At 67.5% G+C, this 18,343-nt stretch carries 22 protein-coding genes; 13 read left to right on the forward strand and 9 right to left on the reverse strand.

The features are described 5' to 3' along the window. The first annotated feature begins 28 nt into the window (after positions 1-28). The 4 genes from C9992_RS03770 (at position 29) to C9992_RS03785 (ending at position 2,764) form a co-directional block, all read left to right on the forward strand. The gene (locus tag C9992_RS03770; protein ID WP_106814214.1) at positions 29-568 is read left to right on the forward strand and encodes a YaeQ family protein; all 540 of its coding nucleotides are present in this window, start codon (positions 29-31) and stop codon (positions 566-568) included. 10 nt (positions 569-578) lie between these two features. Continuing rightward, a complete protein-coding gene (locus C9992_RS03775) occupies positions 579-797 on the forward strand; it encodes a putative acetyltransferase (RefSeq protein ID WP_106814215.1) in 219 nt (72 codons plus the stop codon). Between the two features lie 115 nt (positions 798-912). Beyond that, positions 913-1,851, forward strand: a complete 939-nt coding sequence (locus tag C9992_RS03780; RefSeq protein ID WP_106814216.1) for an SDR family oxidoreductase — start codon at positions 913-915, stop codon at positions 1,849-1,851. Between the two features lie 67 nt (positions 1,852-1,918). Beyond that, positions 1,919-2,764: a helix-turn-helix transcriptional regulator gene (locus tag C9992_RS03785; protein WP_106814217.1), complete on the forward strand. Its 846-nt coding sequence runs from the start codon at positions 1,919-1,921 to the stop codon at positions 2,762-2,764. 78 nt (positions 2,765-2,842) lie between these two features. Here C9992_RS03785 and C9992_RS03790 read toward each other — a convergent pair whose 3' ends face one another. Genes C9992_RS03790 through C9992_RS03800 form a run of 3 tightly spaced genes read right to left on the reverse strand, consistent with a single transcriptional unit; the run spans position 2,843 to position 4,997 of the window. After that, the gene (locus C9992_RS03790) at positions 2,843-3,256 is read right to left on the reverse strand and encodes a sigma-70 family RNA polymerase sigma factor family protein (RefSeq protein ID WP_106814218.1); all 414 of its coding nucleotides are present in this window, start codon (positions 3,254-3,256) and stop codon (positions 2,843-2,845) included. Further along, the gene (locus C9992_RS03795) at positions 3,253-4,158 is read right to left on the reverse strand and encodes an RNA polymerase sigma-70 factor (protein ID WP_106814219.1); all 906 of its coding nucleotides are present in this window, start codon (positions 4,156-4,158) and stop codon (positions 3,253-3,255) included. Before C9992_RS03795 ends, C9992_RS03790 begins: the two co-directional genes overlap by 4 nt. A 44-nt stretch (positions 4,159-4,202) precedes the next feature. Then, the gene (locus C9992_RS03800) at positions 4,203-4,997 is read right to left on the reverse strand and encodes an SDR family oxidoreductase (protein WP_106814220.1); all 795 of its coding nucleotides are present in this window, start codon (positions 4,995-4,997) and stop codon (positions 4,203-4,205) included. 232 nt (positions 4,998-5,229) lie between these two features. On the opposite strand from C9992_RS03800, the gene C9992_RS03805 reads away from it, so the two are divergent. After that, positions 5,230-6,174, forward strand: coding sequence for an alpha/beta fold hydrolase (locus tag C9992_RS03805; RefSeq protein WP_106814221.1), 945 nt, complete (start codon positions 5,230-5,232; stop codon positions 6,172-6,174). On the opposite strand, the gene C9992_RS03810 is transcribed toward C9992_RS03805, so the two are convergent. After that, on the reverse strand, positions 6,152-6,613 hold the full coding sequence (locus C9992_RS03810) for an SRPBCC family protein (RefSeq protein WP_106814222.1): 462 nt from the start codon (positions 6,611-6,613) through the stop codon (positions 6,152-6,154). The two genes, C9992_RS03805 and C9992_RS03810, sit on opposite strands and share 23 nt — an antisense overlap. A gap of 14 nt (positions 6,614-6,627) precedes the next feature. Further along, on the reverse strand, positions 6,628-7,362 hold the full coding sequence (locus C9992_RS03815) for a hemerythrin domain-containing protein (RefSeq protein WP_106814223.1): 735 nt from the start codon (positions 7,360-7,362) through the stop codon (positions 6,628-6,630). A 269-nt stretch (positions 7,363-7,631) separates the two neighbouring features. On the opposite strand from C9992_RS03815, the gene C9992_RS03820 reads away from it, so the two are divergent. Both C9992_RS03820 and C9992_RS03825 read left to right on the forward strand, forming a co-directional pair. Continuing rightward, on the forward strand, positions 7,632-8,216 hold the full coding sequence (locus tag C9992_RS03820) for a hypothetical protein (RefSeq protein ID WP_146145286.1): 585 nt from the start codon (positions 7,632-7,634) through the stop codon (positions 8,214-8,216). 205 nt (positions 8,217-8,421) lie between these two features. Then, positions 8,422-9,147, forward strand: a complete 726-nt coding sequence (locus tag C9992_RS03825; protein WP_407662207.1) for an alpha/beta fold hydrolase — start codon at positions 8,422-8,424, stop codon at positions 9,145-9,147. Between the two features lie 366 nt (positions 9,148-9,513). Here the strand turns inward: C9992_RS03825 and C9992_RS03830 are convergent, their stop codons facing one another. Beyond that, a complete protein-coding gene (locus C9992_RS03830) occupies positions 9,514-9,753 on the reverse strand; it encodes a hypothetical protein (protein ID WP_106814226.1) in 240 nt (79 codons plus the stop codon). A gap of 125 nt (positions 9,754-9,878) precedes the next feature. On the opposite strand from C9992_RS03830, the gene C9992_RS03835 reads away from it, so the two are divergent. Beyond that, positions 9,879-10,553, forward strand: coding sequence for a hypothetical protein (locus C9992_RS03835; RefSeq protein ID WP_106814227.1), 675 nt, complete (start codon positions 9,879-9,881; stop codon positions 10,551-10,553). A gap of 104 nt (positions 10,554-10,657) precedes the next feature. Here the strand turns inward: C9992_RS03835 and C9992_RS03840 are convergent, their stop codons facing one another. Continuing rightward, the gene (locus C9992_RS03840) at positions 10,658-11,158 is read right to left on the reverse strand and encodes a DUF805 domain-containing protein (protein WP_106814228.1); all 501 of its coding nucleotides are present in this window, start codon (positions 11,156-11,158) and stop codon (positions 10,658-10,660) included. Between the two features lie 1,404 nt (positions 11,159-12,562). Between C9992_RS03840 and C9992_RS03845 the strand changes: the two genes are divergently transcribed. The 5 genes from C9992_RS03845 to C9992_RS18475 all read left to right on the forward strand — a co-directional run bounded on the left by C9992_RS03845 (position 12,563) and on the right by C9992_RS18475 (position 16,281). Next, the gene (locus tag C9992_RS03845) at positions 12,563-13,555 is read left to right on the forward strand and encodes a helix-turn-helix domain-containing protein (protein ID WP_106814229.1); all 993 of its coding nucleotides are present in this window, start codon (positions 12,563-12,565) and stop codon (positions 13,553-13,555) included. Between the two features lie 176 nt (positions 13,556-13,731). Then, positions 13,732-14,559, forward strand: a complete 828-nt coding sequence (locus tag C9992_RS03850; RefSeq protein WP_106814230.1) for an alpha/beta fold hydrolase — start codon at positions 13,732-13,734, stop codon at positions 14,557-14,559. A gap of 34 nt (positions 14,560-14,593) precedes the next feature. Beyond that, the gene (locus C9992_RS03855) at positions 14,594-15,439 is read left to right on the forward strand and encodes an alpha/beta hydrolase (protein ID WP_106814231.1); all 846 of its coding nucleotides are present in this window, start codon (positions 14,594-14,596) and stop codon (positions 15,437-15,439) included. Between the two features lie 180 nt (positions 15,440-15,619). Further along, positions 15,620-16,174, forward strand: a complete 555-nt coding sequence (locus C9992_RS03860; RefSeq protein ID WP_235008031.1) for an Arm DNA-binding domain-containing protein — start codon at positions 15,620-15,622, stop codon at positions 16,172-16,174. Beyond that, a complete protein-coding gene (locus C9992_RS18475; RefSeq protein ID WP_268807166.1) occupies positions 16,147-16,281 on the forward strand; it encodes a hypothetical protein in 135 nt (44 codons plus the stop codon). The genes C9992_RS03860 and C9992_RS18475 overlap by 28 nt, the downstream gene beginning before the upstream one ends. Positions 16,282-16,951: 670 nt before the next feature. Here C9992_RS18475 and C9992_RS03865 read toward each other — a convergent pair. After that, the gene (locus tag C9992_RS03865; RefSeq protein WP_106814232.1) at positions 16,952-17,524 is read right to left on the reverse strand and encodes a helix-turn-helix domain-containing protein; all 573 of its coding nucleotides are present in this window, start codon (positions 17,522-17,524) and stop codon (positions 16,952-16,954) included. A 64-nt stretch (positions 17,525-17,588) separates the two neighbouring features. After that, positions 17,589-17,894, reverse strand: coding sequence for a hypothetical protein (locus C9992_RS03870; protein ID WP_106814233.1), 306 nt, complete (start codon positions 17,892-17,894; stop codon positions 17,589-17,591). Between the last annotated feature and the right edge of the window lie 449 nt (positions 17,895-18,343).

Raw genomic sequence — 18,343 nt, forward strand, 5'->3', positions numbered from 1 at the left:
CACTGCCTACCGCGTAGGCTCGAACGCTATGGCGATCGGCGCGACGATGTACACCTTTGCGGTCCAGCTGGCCGATGTCGACCGCGGCGTCTACGAAGAGTTGGCGGTGCGTGTGGCGCGGCATCCGTCCGAGACCGATGCGTTCATGCTCACCCGCGTGCTCGCATACTGCCTGGAGTACGAGGAAGGGATCTCCTTCAGTGAAGGAGTCTCGGCCACAGACGAGCCGGCCGTCCTCGTGCGGGACCTGACCGGTGCGCTGGTGGCCTGGATCGAAGTCGGAGCGCCGGATGCCGCGCGCCTGCACTCCGGGAGCATGCAGGCCTCGCGCGTCGCGGTCTACACCCATCGCGACCCGGCGAAAGTCGCCGCACCGTTGGCCGGCAAGCGCATCCACCGGGCGGAGCAGATCTCGCTTCACTCCTTCGACCCGCGGTTCGTCGAGGCCGCGACCGCGCTGCTCGAGCGCCGCAACACGATGGTGGTGTCGGTCACCGAGCGACGGATCTACCTCGACCTCAACGGCACGACTCTGGAGACCGACATCCGCACCCGAGCCATCGTCTGATGCCTTCCCGATGATCGACCTCCCCGAGCCCGGCCACCGCGTGGTCGTGCGATACCTCCTCCCCTCCGGTCAGGCGACCGACGCGCTGGGTGACCTGCTCAGCGCGGACGAGACGACCATCGTCGTCGACGGCAAGCGCGGTGTCGAACGCATCGCGCGGTCGGCGATCGTCGCGGCCAAAGAGGTCCCCCCGCCGCCTCCGCCCCGCACCGGACGCCCGCGCGGGTGACGGGCGCTACATCGTCGATCGCCTAACCACGGATCGGCAGTCCGTGGACGAGCGCGCCCTGAATCGCGCTCGCGGGAGTGCGCAGCATGGAAGCTCGACCGACAGGAGCAGAGACATGACGAACACCCTCGACATCCCCGTCCCGGATCTCACTGGAAAGCTGGCACTGATCACCGGAGCAAGCGACGGTGTGGGATTCGAGATCGCGGCCCGCCTCGCCCGCGCGGGAGCCGCGATCGTCATGCCCGTGCGCAACCAAGAAAAGGGCGCGTCGGCGGCCGCGAAGATCCGCGAGCGGACGGGGAACGCCGAGGTCACCGTCCGGCAGCTGGACCTCTCTTCGCTGGACTCGGTGACGGCGCTCTCCGACGAACTCATTCGGGAAGGACGCCCGATCGAGATCCTCATCGCCAACGCCGGCGTCATGAACCCACCGACCCGTCGTCTCAGCGCGGACGGATTCGAGTTGCAGCTGGCCACCAATCACCTCGGGCACTTCGCCTTGACCGCACGGCTGCTTCCGCTCCTGCGCGCCGGAGGGGCCCGCGTGACGAGCCAGATCAGTGTCGCCGCGGACCAGGGGCAGGTGAACTGGACGGACCCGAACTGGGACAGTGGGTACTCGCCGATGAAGGCGTACAGCTCCTCGAAGATCGCGCTGGGGCTTTTCGCGATGGAGCTGCACCGGCGTTCCGAGGCCGAGGGCTGGGGCATCCGGAGCAATCTGTCGCATCCCGGTGTCACGCCGACGAACCTGCTCTCGGCTCAGCCCGGCATGGGCCGTCCTCGCGACACCGTCGCCGTCAGAGTCATCCGGGCGCTTTCGCGGCGCGGCATCCTCGTCGGCACCCCCTCGTCGGCGGCGTTGACGGCGGTGTACGCGTCGACGAACCCGGCAGCAGAGGGCGGTCGCCTGTACGGCCCGAGCGGGTTCCGTCATCTCGGGGGTCTTCCCGGCGAGCAAGCGGTCTTCTCTCGGCTGCGGAGCGAAGCGGATGCTCGCCGCGTGTGGGAGCTCTCGGAGCAGCTCACCGGCCTTCGCGTGGCGGTGTGAGGCGGAATCCGGACAGAGGGATCGCTGGTCCCTGGATGCGCGCCGGTTCGTCGTCGAGACTCGGACGATGGACAGGGCACAACTAGCGGACTTCCTGCGTCGTCGCCGTGGCGCGCTGCAGCCGGAGGACGTCGGCCTCGGCCGTGGACCTCGCCGCCGCACACCAGGCCTGCGCCGGGAGGAGGTCGCGGCTCTCTGCGACATGTCGGTGGACTACTACAGCCGTCTGGAACAGGCTCGAGGTCCGCAGCCGTCGGAGCAGATGCTCGCCGCGATCGCACGGGGCCTGCGCCTCACACTCGACGAACGCGACCACCTCTTCCGGCTGGCCGGGCACACGGCTCCGGCGCGTGCGCTGCGGGACGAGCATGTCTCCCCCGGCCTGATGCGCGTTCTCGACCGGCTCGCCGACACGCCCGCGCAGGTCATGACCCCGCTCGGCGAGACGCTCGCCCAGACCGCGGCTGCCCAAGCGCTCTTCGGCGACGAGACCCGCTTCACCGGGTTCATGCGAAGCGTCGGCTACCGATGGTTCATGGATCCGGCCAGTCGCGCGGTCTACCCCGCCGAGGATCACCACCAGCACTCACTCGCCTTCACCGCCGACATCCGCAGTGCCTACGTGATGTTCGGCGCCCGCTCCCGTGCCGGAGCGATGGTGGACGCGCTTCTGGCCGGAAGCGGCGAGTTCGCCGGACTGTGGGAGGCCCACAACGTGCGCCGCGAGCACCCTCGCGAGAAACGGCTGCAGCACCCGGAAGTCGGCGTGATGCGCCTGCAATGCCAGCTGCTCATCGATCCGGACCAGGGGCAGACCCTGCTCGTCCTCACGGCGACCCCCGGCACCGAGGACCATGATCGCCTGCAGCTGCTGACGGTCATCGGCAGGCAGGCGGTCGCGCCGGGCCGCTGACCTCGGCATGTCCAGCGTGCCGACGGCGACACGACCCACGCGATCTCCCCGTCGGCGTCGTGCTCACTCGGGCTGGGGTCAGTTAGCGTTCCAGCGCGTCAGCTTCTCCGGGTTGAGCACCAGCCACGCCTCGACGATCCGGCGGCAACGCACCCTGACGGCCAGCACACCGGTCACCCTCCCCTCCCGGCACAGCACGATGCCGGGAAGGCCGTTCACCGACTCGACCCTCAATGACCCGGCGGACTCTCGCAGCGCTCGGAAGAGGTATCCGCCGACCTCCGAAGCGCCCTCCAGCGCCGCTCGGGGCGCCGCCACCACCCCACCTCCGTCGACGATGAGTCTGACGGCGGGATGCAGCATCCGCTCCACGCCGGACGAATCCGCGGATGCCGCGGCCGCCGCGAGCGCACGCGCGACATGGCCGTGTTGCAGAGTGGTCGACCTCGAGCTCGGCGACGGCATGCGGGAGCGGGACGCGCGGCGGATCACGCGCCCACCCGGGTGGCGTGCCCGAGCTTGTCCGGGCTCATCACCCACAGGAGCTGGCGGATGCCGTCCTCACCGGCCGTGAGGGTGACGACCGTGGTGACCTCGCCGTCCTGCGACAGCGTGGCGGCGGGCTGACCGTTGACGTCGACCCACTGGATGGTCTTGCCTGTCCAGAAGTGGCTCGAGAACGCCGCGATGAACTTGGCGACCCGGCTGCGACCGGCAACCGGCACACGAGCGGCCAGTTTCACGCCGTTGCCGTCGGTGTAGCTGACCACATCCTCGGCGAACAGACGCTCCAGATCGGTCACGTCGCCCTTCTGAGCGGCGACGAGGAACGCCTCCAGCAGGCGCCGTTGCTCCGTCGCGGCCACCTCCGCCTTGCGCGCGGACGCCAGATGCTTGCGCGCGCGGCTGACGAGCTGGCGGGCACTCGTGACCGTGGCGCCGATGACCTCGCCGATTCGTTCGTACGGGTAGTCCAGAGCCTCCCGCAGGATGTACGCGGCCCGCTCGGTGGGCGTGAGCTTCTCCAGCATCAGCAGGATGGCGAACTGCAGCGCCTCTCCGCGCTCGGCGCCCAGGGCCGGGTCGGCGTCGGTGTTCACCGGCTCCGGGAGCCATGGGCCGATGTACGTCTCGCGCCGCGCATGCGCGGACTGCGTCGCGTTGATCGAGAGCCTCGTGGCGATGGTGGCGAGGAACGCCCCCGGCTCATGGATGTCGGCGCGGTCGGTGTTCTGCCACCGGATCCAGGTCTCCTGCACGATGTCCTCGGCGTCGGCGACGGTGCCGAGCATCCGGTAGGCGATGCCGAAGATGCGACGCCGATGCTCGTCGAAGGTCGTGATGGCCCGTGCGATGTCGCCTGCCTCGGCTGCGGCATCCGTCGCCCGAGCCATCGCGCCCGCTGGTGTTTTCGGGTTCTGCTCTCCCATTGCGAGGCTCAGCGTACGCCTGCGATCGACGGCAGCAGCGCGCCGTCTGCCTCCTGGACCGCCACCTGCCAGTCGTGGAAGCGGGTGGGAGCGATGACCGCGTCGACGTCGGGAAGCAGCTCCCAGCGGTCGAGCCGCGCACCGAAATAGGTGGCGAGCGCATCGGCGATGACCTCGCGCTCGTCACGGCGGAATCGCAGCTCCCGCTGGGCGAGGAAGCCCAGCTCGAACACTTCGGGCCCAGCATGCTCCGTGATGCCACCGGTCGGGCGGGCGACTGCGGCGCGGGCGACGGCTGCCGCCACGTCGTCGGCGGCCATCGGCTGGATCAGGGCATCGGCCACGTGCGCGATGCCGCTGCGGGTCGCGGCATCGGTGATACTGCGGATGAACTCGAAGAACTGCGTCGCGTGCACGATCGAGAACGGCCGACCGGATGCCGCCAGCAGGCGCTCCTGCTCCGCCTTCGCTTGGAAATACCCGCCCTCGGAGCGTGCGAGCCGGTCGGTGCCGACGACAGAGAGCACGACATGGTGGCGCACTCCGGCGTTCGCGCCGTAGGTCAGCAGATTGAGCGTCGACCCCGAGAAGAACTCCCGGGCGCCCTCCTCATCGGTGTACGAGGAGTTCGAGACGTCGACGATGGTCTCGACCCTGTCGAGGGCCTCCTCGAGTCCCTCGCCGGTGAACGAGTCGACGCCCACCGCGCGCGCGACCACGACCACATCGTGCCCGGTCGCTTCGAGCGAGGCGACGACTCTCGAGCCGATCAGGCCGGTTCCCCCGATGACAGCGATCCTCATGACGAATCCTCTCTGCTGGATCGCACGCGGAAACGCGCGCGTCTCCAGCTGAGACCGGATACCCCGCCGCGATGTGACAGGAATCGCGAAGTTCCTCACCCGCCGGCCGAGCGGGAGGAACGAGTGTATCGAGACCACCACCGCATGACCGGAACCCCGTCACAACTTCGGCCACCGCCCGGTCCTCCCTGTCAGCACCACCGCGCACACCACCCAGGCCGAAAGGGCCGCAATGCTCACCTCCTTCACCGCTCCACCTCGCACGATCGACGCCGGCGAGCTCACCGTCGGCTACATCGACGCGGGCGATCCCAGCGCCCACCCGGTCGTGCTGCTCCACGGCTTCCCCTACGACATCCACAGCTTCGTCGATGTCGTGCCGCTGCTGACGGATGCCTGCTTCCGGGTGCTGGTGCCCTACCTCCGCGGGCACGGACCGACGAGATTCCGCGACGAGCGGATCGTGCGCTCAGGCCAGCAGGCGGCGCTCGGCGCCGACCTCCTCGCATTCATCGACGCGCTCGAACTGCACGAGCCGATCCTCGCGGGGTACGACTGGGGCGCCCGTGCAGCGTGCGTGGTCGCAGCGCTCTGGCCGGACCGGGTCGGCGGCCTGGTGTCGGTCAACGGCTACCTGATCCAAGACATCGCCTCCGCCGGCATCCCGCTGCCCGCTCACCTGGAGGCGGGGTTCTGGTACTTCTGGTACTTCGCCACGGAGCGCGGGCGCGCCGGTCTGTCGGGCGACGCACGCGCGATCGCCGACGTGATCTGGCGGCGCAACTCCCCCGCATGGCGCTTCGACGACGCCCTGCTGGCGCGCGCCGCCGCGGCGTTCGACAATCCCGACTACGTCGACGTCGTGATCCACTCCTACCGGCACCGGCTCGGTCTCGAACCGGGTGCGCCCCAGCACGTCGAGGTGGAGCGGCGCCTCGCCGACCTGCCCGTCATCGCCGTCCCGACGATCACACTCGACGGCACGGCCGACGGCAACTTCCCGGCGACCGACGGCTCGCAGCACGACCGCTTCTTCACCGGTCCCCGCACCCATCGTCAAGTTCCCGGAGCCGGACACCACTTGCCCGCCGAAGCGCCGCACGCGTTCGCCGACGCGATCTTCGACGTTTCCGTGAACGAGATCCTCGTCCGGCCTACCGAACAGTCTCGCTCGTGATCGCGGCTGCAGTCAGAACCCTGCGGAGTCCCCGGAAGTCGCGCATCAGGATCCGAGCGAGCACGAACGTCGGCAGCATCGCGACCAGGCGAAGCCAGCCGGCGACGTCACCTGCGTAGTCGGCGATCACCCGCGTCCCGGTGTGGTCGGCAAGGCACACGTACTCCACCCGCGAATTCCAGGGAGCCGTCGAGTGCCACACCACACGCCGGGGCGGCTCGAGGCACTCCAGCTCGTCGGCGAACCGCACCTTGAAGGGACCGAAGATCCGGTCGACCGCCCACCATCGGCTTCCGGCATCGGCATCGCCTTCACCGATCCGCTGCCGGAACTCCACCGCAGGCGCGAACTGCGGCCAGCGCGCGGGGTCGGCGAGGTAGGGAAAGACGCACTCCGGTGGGAAGGGCAGCTGGACTTCGAGGTGAACGCGCCGCCACATGCCCGTCCTCCCCGTCAGACCATCGCCGGCACGGGGCGGTCCGGATAGAGCTCTCGCATGGCCCGGTCGTAGTGGCGCTTCATGAGAAGCAGGTACAGCAAGCGGATGGGAGCGGGGATGTTCCTGCGCATCCACTCGTCACGCTCGCCCGGGGGAACGCTTGCGATCAGAAGTCCGAGTTGAAGAGAGAGCACGTCCTTCCCGAGCGTCTTCCTGTCCGCGGCGAGCGTCGCCCGCGTGTGCTCCTCCATCCAGTCCCATTCCTGCTGCGAGAGGACGGCGCTCGCGACGGGCATGATGTCGTCCTCCTCCTGGCGCAGATGCGCCTGCAGCGTGTCGCGCAGGGCTTCGATGTCGCCGGCGAACCCGTCGCGCAAGCGCGCGTCGGCTGTGGCGACCCACGGATCCAGCTGGGGCTCGAGCCGGGCGAGTTGCGCGGCGACCTCGGCGTGCTGGCTCTTCATCTGTTCGACATGCAGCGCGCAGGCGGGCTGCCTCGACGTGAGCCTGTCCCACAACGCGATGTCCTCGGTGTGGTGGTGAAGATGGAGAGCGTAGAAGTCGAGGTGGGCGTAGCGGCCGACGACCGCGGCCCGTGAGAGGTCGCCGTCGTCGACATCCCTGACCAGCAGAGGCAGCTCCCGGTAGAGCCAACGGAAGATCCGATGCACGAGGACGAGCCCCGACGTGTCGCAGCCGGCGTGCTGACCTTCGGGCAGCTCACCGGACGACGGCAGTTTGGTTGCCATGGCGACCCCCAGATCTCACCATCCGGCCGCACCGCCCCGCACCGCGGCGGCGCGCACAGCCGCACGATACACCCGCCGCGGATCGCGCAACATCCCACCGAGAACATGCGTACGGTGGTCTCTTGTCGCGGCCCCCGCGAGAGGGCCGGATCCAGCCGGATGCGCCCAGCGCACCCTTTACGCACGGCGGTGCGTTCCGCTGAACTGAGACCATGCGTTCCGTCGTACCGATTCCCGGTGACCCGTGGCCGCACGATATGCAGATCACTGTGGAGGATCGGCCACATCAGCTTCGCGACCTGCTCTGGCTGCGGGAAGCGCATGGTCTGCACCCCGAAGGCGCCGATCTTCCTCCTCTGCTGGTGGACACACCTGAGCCCGCGACGGTCGGCGTGGACGAGGCGACGCGAGCCCTGTGGGAGGCGGCGTGGGTGCGCATCTGGCAGGCGGTGGCCGGTCACGCCGCCCAGGAACCCGACAGGCGACTTTACGAAGAGCTCCATAAGACACCGGCAGGATCGGCTCAGCGAGAGGCGCTCCTTCGCCAGATCGTCGGCCCCGATTGGGGAGACGAGTTCGATCAGGCGGTGTTTCGGGATCCTTCGCACGTGAACTGGGAGGAGCGCGACATGGCCGCGTTCCTCGCCTCCCGTCCGCACGCGCTCGAGAACAGCCCGGAACCGCGGGACCTCGAAGCGCTGATCGACGCCTGGCGATCGGGCCTCACGAAGATCGTGACGATCCCCTGCCGCGGCGAGTACACCCGGAGGCTGGGGCCTCACTCGCTACTCGTCACCGACGCCACACGCGCCGACAGCGACAGCTACAGAGCCGCCCTGGCTTCATTCGGCTGACGCAATCACCCGCGATCCCTTGGCATAGGTGCCGTCGTCCTCCCGCGTCCGCGCCGTGCTCGGACGCCGGCCAGCCGCTGGGTCGTCCCAATGGCGACCCTTCGGCGTCCGCCGAAGCGTCCCAGGCGAGGGATACCGTGGTGGGATGATCGGCCGTCCTCGAGGAAGCACCGCTTCGAGGAACACCGACCGCGATGAGTGGCGGGTGAACGAGGACGGACTAGCGTTCCGTGTCCTTTCGTCGTCGCCCGCGGTCGCCAGCCCGCGCCCGGCCATCGTTCTCATTCACGGGATCGGCATGTCGCACCGGTATCTTTCCCGCTTGCACGATGTGCTCGCGCAGCATCGAGCGGTGTACTCGATCGATCTGCCGGGTTTCGGAGGGCTGCCGAAGCCCGGTCGCGACGTCAGCGTCTCGGCAATGGCGTCCGCGCTCGGCCGTGTCATCGGATCGCTGAACGCCGGACCTGTCGTGCTGGTCGGGCACTCGATGGGTGCCCAGTGGGTGGTCGAGCTGGCCGCAGAGCGACCGGGGAATGTCACGGATGTCGTGGTCATCGGCCCGGTGGTTGACGCGGCGCACCGTTCGCTCGCGTCGCAGACGGTCGCCCTCGCAAGGGACACGCTTGGTGAGACGCTGGCGATCAACGCGATCGTCTTCACCGACTACCTGAGGTGCGGAGTGCCCTGGTACCTCGCGCAGGTCCGCCACATGCTGACCTACCGTATCGAGGACCGCGTGTCGGCCCTGGCCGTGCCTCTGATCGTCATTCGAGGCTCGCGCGACCCCATTGCTGGGCTGGAGTGGTGCCGCCGATTGCGAGATTCCGCAGTCCGATCGCACCTCGTCCTCATACCGGCTCATCACCATGTCGCCCAGCAATCCGCGCCGAAGGCCGTCGCCGCCGCCATCCTCGCCCATGTCGCCTGACCATTCCGAAGACTTGCGACCAGCAGACCAGCCGGCCGAGCTGGCTGTAAAAGTGACCGGCCCGCCTCGGAGAGCTGCCACCCATCGTTCATGCGGGGATCATCCGCCAACGTCGACTCGTTTGACGCGTGGACCGTCCAGCGGTGCTGGCTCTAGGGCTGTCAGTCCCAATATGGTGTCGACATGAACCTCGCCGGCAGGGCATCGCGGCCGACGGCCGGACGATGTCTCTGATGCCGATTGTCACCGCCAGGCATCCGTTGCCGCTGAGCTTGGCGATCGCCGCAGCGTCGAAGGCGTCCCTGCGCTCTTCGCGCACCTGACCCGCCCCAAGGCATCGTTGGTGGAGCTGAACGCTGTCGCGGGTCAGTCGCCCCCAACTTGGAACATACCGATCCGGGTTTCGCCGTCGGACTCGTAGACAGGGATGTAGCGGACGATGCCGGCATTCCGTTCCTGCCACCGGAGAGCATCTTCGGGTGACTTGAACGACTCGGCCGCGGTCGTTCCGTCGGCGTCGTTCAGGTCGTCCCGCCGCACGTAGCCGGGTTGGTTGTCGGTGCTGATGACGGCGATGAGATCCGGCTCGCCGCTCTCGTTGATCACCCGTATGTTTCTCCGCTGTTGTTGACGCCCCAGGGGGTGTCCTCTACCTGCACCCAGGTGGCGGTGAGCGTCCAAGGTCGCCGGATTAACCCCGTACGAGCAAGCGAAGCTGCTCGACAGTTGGTGTGCCTTTTTTCGCCGCCGGACCGACTGACATATGGGACCTGACCTTCTCGATGAGAATGCCGAGGCGGCTGTTCGACTCCCTCGCATCGCAGACTCAGTTGCGTCGCCTGGCCGTCGATTGGGGCGTTTTCGACGACTTCCGCCCGCTTGAGTCGATGAGCGAGCTGCGCGAACTGGAGGTGCAGTCCGCGACCTCGGTTACCACGCTGGACCCTCTGCGAGCGCTGCCGGATTTCGAAACGCTGGAGCTCGGCGGCGCTTGGCGTGTTTGCGACTACTCGGTAGTCGGCGAGCTGATACGACTGCGGCAGCTGCATCTCGGGGGCGGCTCTGAAAAGCGGCAATATGCCGACTCGTTATCCTTCCTGCCGAGCCTCCACGACCTCAAGCAGCTCAGCCTCAGTCTGATCCCGAGCGACCTCGACTACTCGCCGCTGCTGGAGATGACTTGGGTGGAGGAGATAAGCGTCTGGAATCTGGAGACTCACCGTAAACGCATGATACCGAGCATGCTGGACCTCGAATGGGCCCTACCCGGCATGCAGCGGCGGCGCTCGGACGTGCAAGCCAATCGATCGTACGTGTGGCAACGTGGGGAGCGGGTCGGTGAGCACCGGCGCAACGCCGCCGGCGAGTGGTACGTGCACCGATACGACATCGCCGAAGGCGAGTAAGTCCCACCGGGGACGGTGTAGCCGCGCACGAACGCTTACACCCACTCGAGAACCAAGCGGGTCTGCCTCGCCCGCAGGACGACCGGGTTTCGCGCACAGGAGTTCTAATCGAAGCGCGCGCCATCGGCCCGAGGACGGCGCATCGCGAGGAGCAGGACCACGATGCCGCCGGCTGGTACGAACGCCAGCAGTGCCCACCAGCCCGACACGTTCGAATCGTGAAGTCGTCGCACCGCTACCGTCACGCCGGGGATGACGGTGGCAAGCATCCACAGCCCGGCGAATAGGAGAGCGAAGGACGCGACGGGGTTGCTGGGCACAGCGCCCTCGGCCCAGTGGAAGATCTCGAAGTGCGCGTAGAAGAGTGAGCCGAACGGTCCGAGGGCGATAGTCGGTTCCGGAGTCTCGCCCGTGACCAGGACGGGGACGCCGATCTGCGCGATGCCCAGTACGACCACGTTGACGAGGATCCACCACCAGTACTCGCTACGACTGGCGCGGCCTCGCAACCGAAACGCGTTGCGGACGAATCGCTCCATCGCCATAAGAAGTGAGGCGCGGCGGAGCGGCACGCTGGTCGGAAGGATCACATCTGCGTAGGCCATCGCCGCGATCCTAGCGGGAGCATTGTGGCGGTCGCGTTGTGCGTCAGAGCGCCCGCTGGCCGACCGCTGAACGCGCCACCAGGAGTCACGGTCTCCACTTTCGACCTGGGCGGGTCAAAGCCGCGAGTACGGCATCTGCCCCACGGAGCTGCGGTACGCGTTCCGATCCGACTGGCGACGCCAGTTGCTGCAGCGGCGGCGGCCCCTACGGCTGCGCCCAACGTGGAGTTCTCGGAGGTGGCCGCCGTAACGCGGTGGAGATCGTGCCATAGAGGAGCAGTTCCGTCACCGCGCTCTTCGCCGCGCGTTGCTTGCGACCAGACAGCTCCCCCCTCTGGATGCGGCCGACCTCAGGTTGGAAGACATCGTTTGCGCGCTCCTCTAGATCTTGAGGATTATCCGCGCTCGTCTCACGGGCGAACTCGCACAACCTGGCACGCCAGTTCGCGAAGTCCGATGAAGAGGCTGGAATGCTCGCTGCCTCTCGGCTGAGGGACCGGCTTTCGGCCGCCCAGCGCTCTACCGTGTGCTTGCTCTAGCGCTCGTGATTGAAGCCCGCGTCTCCGCCATCACCTTCGTGCGGCCGTTCTCAGACGCGCGAACGCCGCCCAGCCGACGCGAGCTGATCAGGGCTCATCACGCCATGAGAGTTCTCGCCACGGCCATGGCTCTCGTCGAGCTACTCAGACTGAGCGACCGGATCGTTCCGACAGCCACGACCCGCGCCGCCTCGAACGTCTCTGACGCTGCATCAGCGACACGAGTATCCGACACGAATCATCGCGCGGGCCTCCACAAGTGAACGGACACGCGCTCTGAGCGACATAGATGGACCGGATGCCCGCATGGGTGCGCTCATCGCTTGCCGCTCCGCTCGTAGCTCGAGTGGCCCGACGCGAGACGCTCAGTCGGCTCGGGCCCACGACCACTGCTCATGCCCCGTGAGCGTGCTGCTCTCGTTCATCGCCCGCTCGAGGATCGATCGGATCGGTGCGCCAACCGGCAGCCCGCGCTCGCGATCCGGCTGAACGCTGACATGTTCCTGTCGAAGCGTGGGTCTCTCGACATGTTTCGCGGTTCGGGCCCAATGACGTGTGGGTGTCGTCAGTCTCCTATCCGGCGGACGGATACCTCGAGGATCGCTATGAGCCGATCTACTCCGTGAACTTCCCTTTCAGCGACGCGCCAATCGATCAGAGCGCCGGGGAGTTGCAGCCACCCCGGCCCATGCTCGCCGGCGAGTGACGACGCTCGCGTGACCGAGAACGAGCAACTGAGGAGAGACGTCGCATTTCAGCAATTGATGCTTGCGCCCATCAACCACCGACTTCTACGCTGGCGCCCAGCGGATATCCGCCCTCTCGTGCCCCTGCTTCCTTAACGGAGTGTGGCGTGGTTTTTCGAATGGATCTCGCGGAGACACCCGCGAACGATCGGGAAGAGTATCTCGACTTCCTGACTACGAACTGCGCCGTGCCCTTCCGCTCGCGCACCGCGCACACCGAACAGCCGATGACGTTCGTGCACATGCACCGCGAGATCGGCAGCATGACGGTGTTCGAGAACACCTACTCGAACTACTCCGGCGTGCGCCCGCTCGGCATCGCCCGCTCGAGCGACGAGAAGATGATCACGATCGGCATGCCGATGGGGCCCATGGGCTTCGCGCAGGGCGACAGCCAGGTGCAGGGCGCCGCCCGGTCGATGGTCGCGTTCTGGGGACTCGCGCCCTACGGCGCCGAAGTGCGCCAGGAGATCTACTACAGCGCGCTCGTCGCGCCGATCGAAGACCTCGGTCTGCCGACGGTACTGGTCCGCAACATCACCGGCATCGAGCTCGGCTCGAGCCCGCTCGCGACGGTGTTCGCGAGTCACGTGCGCACGCTGCTGGCCCTACCCGAGATGACGCTCGAAGAAGAGGCGGCGCTCGCCGGGCCGACCCTCGAGCTGCTGCGCGCCCTGCTCGTGACGGCGGCGGGCGACGAGTTCGAGGCCCGCGAGCCCCTCAACCGCACGCTGATGCTGCGCGCGATGTCATTCCTCGAAGCGAACTTCGCCTCGCCCGAGCTGTCGGTCGCGCAGCTCGCGACGCACCTCGGCGTCTCGCGTACGCGTGCCTACGCGCTGCTGTCCGAAGCGGGCATCGGCTTCACCGAGTGGCTCCGCGAGCGCCGGCTCGAGCGCGCCGTGCAGATGCTCGAATCGCCGAGCTCCGGACTCATGTCGATCGGTGAGATCGCCCGCCAGGTCGGCTTCCGCGATCACGCGACCTTCACCCGCGCCTTCCGCGCCCAGTACGGATCGGCGCCGACCGAGTGGCGAGCGCGGGTGCGCGGCAACGTCGACGAACTGCCGCTCACCACCGCGGCATCCGTCTCTTCCGATTCATCCATCTGACCGCGGCGCGCCGCCGCCGACGCAGCGCCCGCAATCTCGCGCGCCGGCGTGCCGCGGCATCCGCGAGCGCCTTGGACGCATCGTCAAACGCGGCGGACACGTCGTCAAGGCGCGCGCGGCACCCGCCCGGCAAGCTTCTCGCCAGAGGACGGACGCCGCACACGAAGGAGACCGGAATGCCCTATATCGATCTGGCCGACGGAGCCCGCATGTTCTACAAGGACTGGGGTCCCAGCATCGGCACCCCGGTTCTGCTGAGCCACGGGTGGCCCCTCAACTCCGACGCGTGGGAGGCGACCGCCCTTTTCCTCGCGGAGCACGGATGCCGTGTCATCGCACACGACCGCCGCGGGCACGGCAAGTCGACGCAGACGTGGTCGGGCAACGAGATGGACACGTATGCCGACGACCTCGCGACCCTGCTCGAGACGCTCGACCTCCAGGGCGTGACCCTCGTCGGTCACTCCACCGGCGGCGGCGAAGTAGCGCATTACATCGGCCGGCACGGCAGCGCCCGCGTCGCGAAGCTTGTGCTGGTCTCGGCCGTGCCGCCGCTCATGGTGCGCACCGACGACAACCCGGGCGGCCTGCCGATCGAGGTGTTCGACAACATCCGCGCGGGGGAGGTGGCCAACCGGTCGCAGCTGTACCGCGACCTCGCCGACGGACCATTCTTCGGCAACAACCACTCGGGCGACGTTCCGCAGGGCACGCGCGACGCCTTCTGGCTGCAAGGACTCGCCTCGGGAACCCGCAACGCCTACGAGTGCATCGCCGCCTTCAGTTCGACCGACTTCCGCCCCGACCTCGCGGCGGTCGACGTGCCGACGCTCGTCATCCACGGCGACGACGACCAGATCGTGCCGTTCGACATCAGCGGAAAGCTCTCGGCCGAACTTGTCGACGGCGCCCGCCTGATCGTTTACGAAGGCGGCGCGCACGGGCTGCCCGACACCGATCGAGAGCGGCTGAACACCGACATCCTGACCTTCGTCACCTCCTGAGAAGCACCCGACGCACGACCGAAAGGACAACGATATGACCACCACCGACGCGCCCGACACCATCGTGCTCATCCACGGATTGTGGGTGACGCCCCTCAGCTGGGAGGAGTGGAAGGCCCACTACGAGGCCAAGGGCTACACCGTGATCACGCCCGCCTATCCCGGCTTCGAGATCGAGGTCGAGGCACTGCGCGAGAATCCTGACGTCATCGCGAACCTCACGGTTCCCGAGACCGTCGACCACCTCGCCGGCATCATCGAAGCGCTCCCAAAGCCGCCCATTCTCATGGGACATTCGTTCGGCGGCATCATGACGCAGCTGCTCCTGGCCCGCGGACTCGGCGCGTCCGCCGCGGTCATCGACTCGGCGCCCACGGAGGGAGTGCGCGTCACGCCGCTGTCGCAGGCGCGGTCGCTGTTCCCGGCGCTGAAGAATCCGGCGAACTTCCACAAGGCAGTCGGCTTCACGAAGGACGAGTGGCACTACGCCTTCGCCAACGTGCTGAGCCGGGAAGAATCGGATGCCGCGTGGGACCGCTACGCGATCCCCGCACCGGGCAACTGGGTGTTCGCCTACGGTCTGCTCGCGAACTTCCAGCCGGGACACCAGGCGACGTGGGTCGACTACTCCGTCGACCGCGCGCCGCTGCTGTTCATCGCTGGCGGCGAGGACCACATCATGCCGCCGTCGGTCAACAAGTCCAACGCCAAGCATTGGCGGAAGTCGCCTGCGCTCACGGAGTACTACGAGTTCCCCGGTCGCGGTCACTGGACGTGCGGCGAGCCGGGCTGGGAAGCCGTCGCCGACCACGCGCTGGAATGGACGGTCGCCAACGCGCGGCCAGCCCTGACCGGCTCCGGCAAGAGCGCTGACGTGTAGGGGCTCGCGGCAAGCGCTTCTGCGCAGCCAGGCGCGATGCAGATCCGACCGCACGCTTCCTCCCGTCAGCGTGCGTTGCCCGTTCAGGGATCCGCCTGCGCACCCGGAGTGAAACCGGACGCAAGTGCATCCACCGCGGGTCGCGTCGGTGCGGTGAGTTACTCTGACTGCGAGGTCAGCATGGGAAGCATCGCGGCGTATCAGGCAGCGGCGGGCTGCCGCTACCGGGTCCGCTGGCGCGACGACACCACGCATCGCCAGGTCGAGAAGCGCGGCTTCAAGACGAAGCGCGACGCAGAGCTCTTCCTCGCTCGACGGAGGTCGCCCGCTCCGACGGTTCCTACACGAATCCCGCGGCGGCCAGGGCTACTGTCCGCGAGCTCGGCACCGAGTGGCTGCGAAACAAGCGGCACTCGATCAAAGCCTCGTCGTACAGCTCGCTGGAGACGTCGTGGCGCGTGTACGTACTCCCCCGATGGTCACGACGAGGTCGTGCGTCTCGCCGAAGCGGCGTCGACGTCGACCTATCGAACGCTGATCCTGGTGCTGGCGTACTGCGGCCTGCGATGGAGCGAAGCGATCGGCATGCACGTGCGCGACATCAACTTCGAGCGCGACCGCATCCAAGTCAATCGCGCGGCCGTCGAGGTCGAAGGACGCATAGCCTCGCGATCTCGTCGGGCGCGAACGTCAAGGCGGTGCAGCGGATGCTCGGCCACAAGTCCGCGGCGATGACCCTCGACACGTACGCCGACCTGTTCGAAGACGATCTGGCCGACGTCGCCGCCCGGATGAACCAAGGCGGACTCGACGCCGATGTGACTCGGCTCTGGGCGATCTGACGCTGCGTTTCGTCTCGCTTCGCTCGCTCAACGACCGAAAGCCCACTCTCGCCGGGTGCGAGGACGCGTTTCGTCTCACTTCGCTCGCTCAACGACCGAGTGTCGCCCGGTCCGCGAAGCGACAGCAGATGTCGGCCAGCGCGCCCTCGCGACCCGCACTCCACCAGCGAAAAGGGCCCGAGATCCGCGGAATTACGCGGATCTCGGGCCCTCTTCTGTGACAGCGGATCGTGGAGATGGCGGGAATCGAAACCTGGCGGAGCGGAATCACGGCGATCCGTCTCGATCGGATTTCCCCGGATTTCCGCGGATTTTCGGGGACTCTGCACCCGTCTGAACCCGGCTCGATCTGCCTCGATCTCGACCAAGTGTGGGCAAATTGTGGGCAAATGGGATGCCGCGCAGCAGTCCCCCGCTCAGATTCCGCCGCTCCGACAACAGGCCGAGTTAGCGGTCGGCGTCGGTGGAGTTCCGCGGGGAGCGGTTGCTAAGCGGAGCGCGGAGCGCGGAGTCTGCAAAGAGCGAGCGGCGGGGACACAGCCGACGCGGACCGCTACCCTCTCGCCGTTGGAGTGGCCCGATCGCGATGCGTCATTTCGGCGATGATGCGGCTACAAATCGATGGGCCTGGGCGAAGGAACTCCTGCCGGCTGTCCGGGATGTCGACACGTCAGACGCTCGCAAAAGTGTCGCGCCACACGAGCACACGACGCTCGGCAAACTCCTCAGGCACCTCCGACGCAGGCGGCGTCGGGTCGGCCGGGTCGATCTGGAGGGTGGCGGGCACCTCAAGGTATCGGCTCGGATCGTTCACCCACTCGGGCGCAGGCAGCCCCTCCTCGTGCAGTCGCCATGCGACGAGGCCAGCAAGTGCTGCGTCCCAGGCGCGATGTCGCGTCGACTCCGGTTCGGCAAGTCCGAGAACGCCTCGGACCAGTCCTCGCTCCGCGACGAGGTTGTCGTTGAGCTGCAGCAGCGCGCGAAGGGCACGGTCTTTGTCACCGGCCGCGAGGTGCCCGCGGATCTCCTCGGCGACGGTCGCCGCGTCGTCGCGCTGAGTGGGAGCGGAATACAGTCGATGCCCGGCCCCCGCCATAAGTCGCTCGACCGTGCCGAACTCCGTGTCACGGCCGCGCTCCGATCGTGACACCCTGCTCTGATCGATGCGGGCGCGCTCTGCGAGCTGCTGCTGGGTAAGTCGACGACTCTTGCGAGCAGCTCGAATCAGCGTAGAAGCAGTCATGACCCCTCCTCCCACGCGCTTATGACTTCTAAGTCATATTGTAGCCGGCAAGAAGGCGGGGCAATCAGACGCGTTTCATCAGTGCCTGACGGCTGAGCTTCGTGCGAGCGCTCAGTGCGTTCCACGAACTGCCCGTCTCACGCAGCATCACGACCAGTTCGTCGCGCTCGCGCAGCAACGCCGCCTCCAGTTTGTGGAGCCGCTCGAGTTCGCTCGATAGGGCACTCAGCCTGTTGAGCGCATCTCGCTCTCCGCCCCACCGGTCGGCGAGACGCTTCGCGGCACGCGCGACCGTAGCGTCACGCTCTCGCTGGTCGATCTGCCTCTTGAGGGCCGCTTCCCGCTTAGCACTTCGACGTCCCCGCGTCATGTAACCAGGTTGTCACGCGATCCCAGTGCTTTCAACGCATTCGAAAGTGCCCACAGAAAGTGCCTGCGTGCATTGCAGTCTCTTCCCTTGGTCTATCTGCTCATATTCGTCAGCGTCGCCGGTGCCGCGTGACGGCAGTCGGCGCTGCATCAGTTGACCTAGCCTGGCGTGCGGAGTGCCCGGGCGGGCTAAACGTGCATCCCGCAAATCGCGCGGAGGTGCTGCGTGGCTCTCCACCCACAGCCGGCGCGGTGCCCGTCAGCTCGGCACGCGATCCCGGCCATGTGCGGTTCCGATATGGGCGGTTTGTCTCCCGAACCGGCAGTTCCGGTTGCGAAGGTCATCGCGATCCGAAACGCTCGGAGCATGCAGATCGTCGGAGTGCCGCCTGAGGATGCCCCCGACCCTCGTGTGGAAGCCGGTCGGCGATTGCTCGGCCTCCCATTCCC

Source organism: Microbacterium timonense (assembly GCF_900292075.1).
GTDB lineage: Bacteria > Actinomycetota > Actinomycetes > Actinomycetales > Microbacteriaceae > Microbacterium > Microbacterium timonense.

What these genes read in the sequence shown, in the direction of transcription:
- C9992_RS03770 (WP_106814214.1), top strand. Translation starts at nt 29, where the DNA reads ATGGCGATCGGCGCGACGATGTACACCTTTGCGGTCCAGCTGGCCGAT.
- C9992_RS03775 (WP_106814215.1), top strand. Translation starts at nt 579, where the DNA reads ATGATCGACCTCCCCGAGCCCGGCCACCGCGTGGTCGTGCGATACCTC.
- C9992_RS03780 (WP_106814216.1), top strand. Translation starts at nt 913, where the DNA reads ATGACGAACACCCTCGACATCCCCGTCCCGGATCTCACTGGAAAGCTG.
- C9992_RS03785 (WP_106814217.1), top strand. Translation starts at nt 1,919, where the DNA reads ATGGACAGGGCACAACTAGCGGACTTCCTGCGTCGTCGCCGTGGCGCG.
- C9992_RS03795 (WP_106814219.1), bottom strand. Translation starts at nt 4,158, where the DNA reads ATGGCTCGGGCGACGGATGCCGCAGCCGAGGCAGGCGACATCGCACGG.
- C9992_RS03800 (WP_106814220.1), bottom strand. Translation starts at nt 4,997, where the DNA reads ATGAGGATCGCTGTCATCGGGGGAACCGGCCTGATCGGCTCGAGAGTC.
- C9992_RS03805 (WP_106814221.1), top strand. Translation starts at nt 5,230, where the DNA reads ATGCTCACCTCCTTCACCGCTCCACCTCGCACGATCGACGCCGGCGAG.
- C9992_RS03810 (WP_106814222.1), bottom strand. Translation starts at nt 6,613, where the DNA reads ATGTGGCGGCGCGTTCACCTCGAAGTCCAGCTGCCCTTCCCACCGGAG.
- C9992_RS03815 (WP_106814223.1), bottom strand. Translation starts at nt 7,362, where the DNA reads ATGGCAACCAAACTGCCGTCGTCCGGTGAGCTGCCCGAAGGTCAGCAC.
- C9992_RS03840 (WP_106814228.1), bottom strand. Translation starts at nt 11,158, where the DNA reads ATGGCCTACGCAGATGTGATCCTTCCGACCAGCGTGCCGCTCCGCCGC.
- C9992_RS03845 (WP_106814229.1), top strand. Translation starts at nt 12,563, where the DNA reads ATGGATCTCGCGGAGACACCCGCGAACGATCGGGAAGAGTATCTCGAC.
- C9992_RS03850 (WP_106814230.1), top strand. Translation starts at nt 13,732, where the DNA reads ATGCCCTATATCGATCTGGCCGACGGAGCCCGCATGTTCTACAAGGAC.
- C9992_RS03855 (WP_106814231.1), top strand. Translation starts at nt 14,594, where the DNA reads ATGACCACCACCGACGCGCCCGACACCATCGTGCTCATCCACGGATTG.
- C9992_RS03860 (WP_235008031.1), top strand. Translation starts at nt 15,620, where the DNA reads ATGGGAAGCATCGCGGCGTATCAGGCAGCGGCGGGCTGCCGCTACCGG.
- C9992_RS18475 (WP_268807166.1), top strand. Translation starts at nt 16,147, where the DNA reads ATGCTCGGCCACAAGTCCGCGGCGATGACCCTCGACACGTACGCCGAC.
- C9992_RS03865 (WP_106814232.1), bottom strand. Translation starts at nt 17,524, where the DNA reads ATGACTGCTTCTACGCTGATTCGAGCTGCTCGCAAGAGTCGTCGACTT.
- C9992_RS03870 (WP_106814233.1), bottom strand. Translation starts at nt 17,894, where the DNA reads ATGACGCGGGGACGTCGAAGTGCTAAGCGGGAAGCGGCCCTCAAGAGG.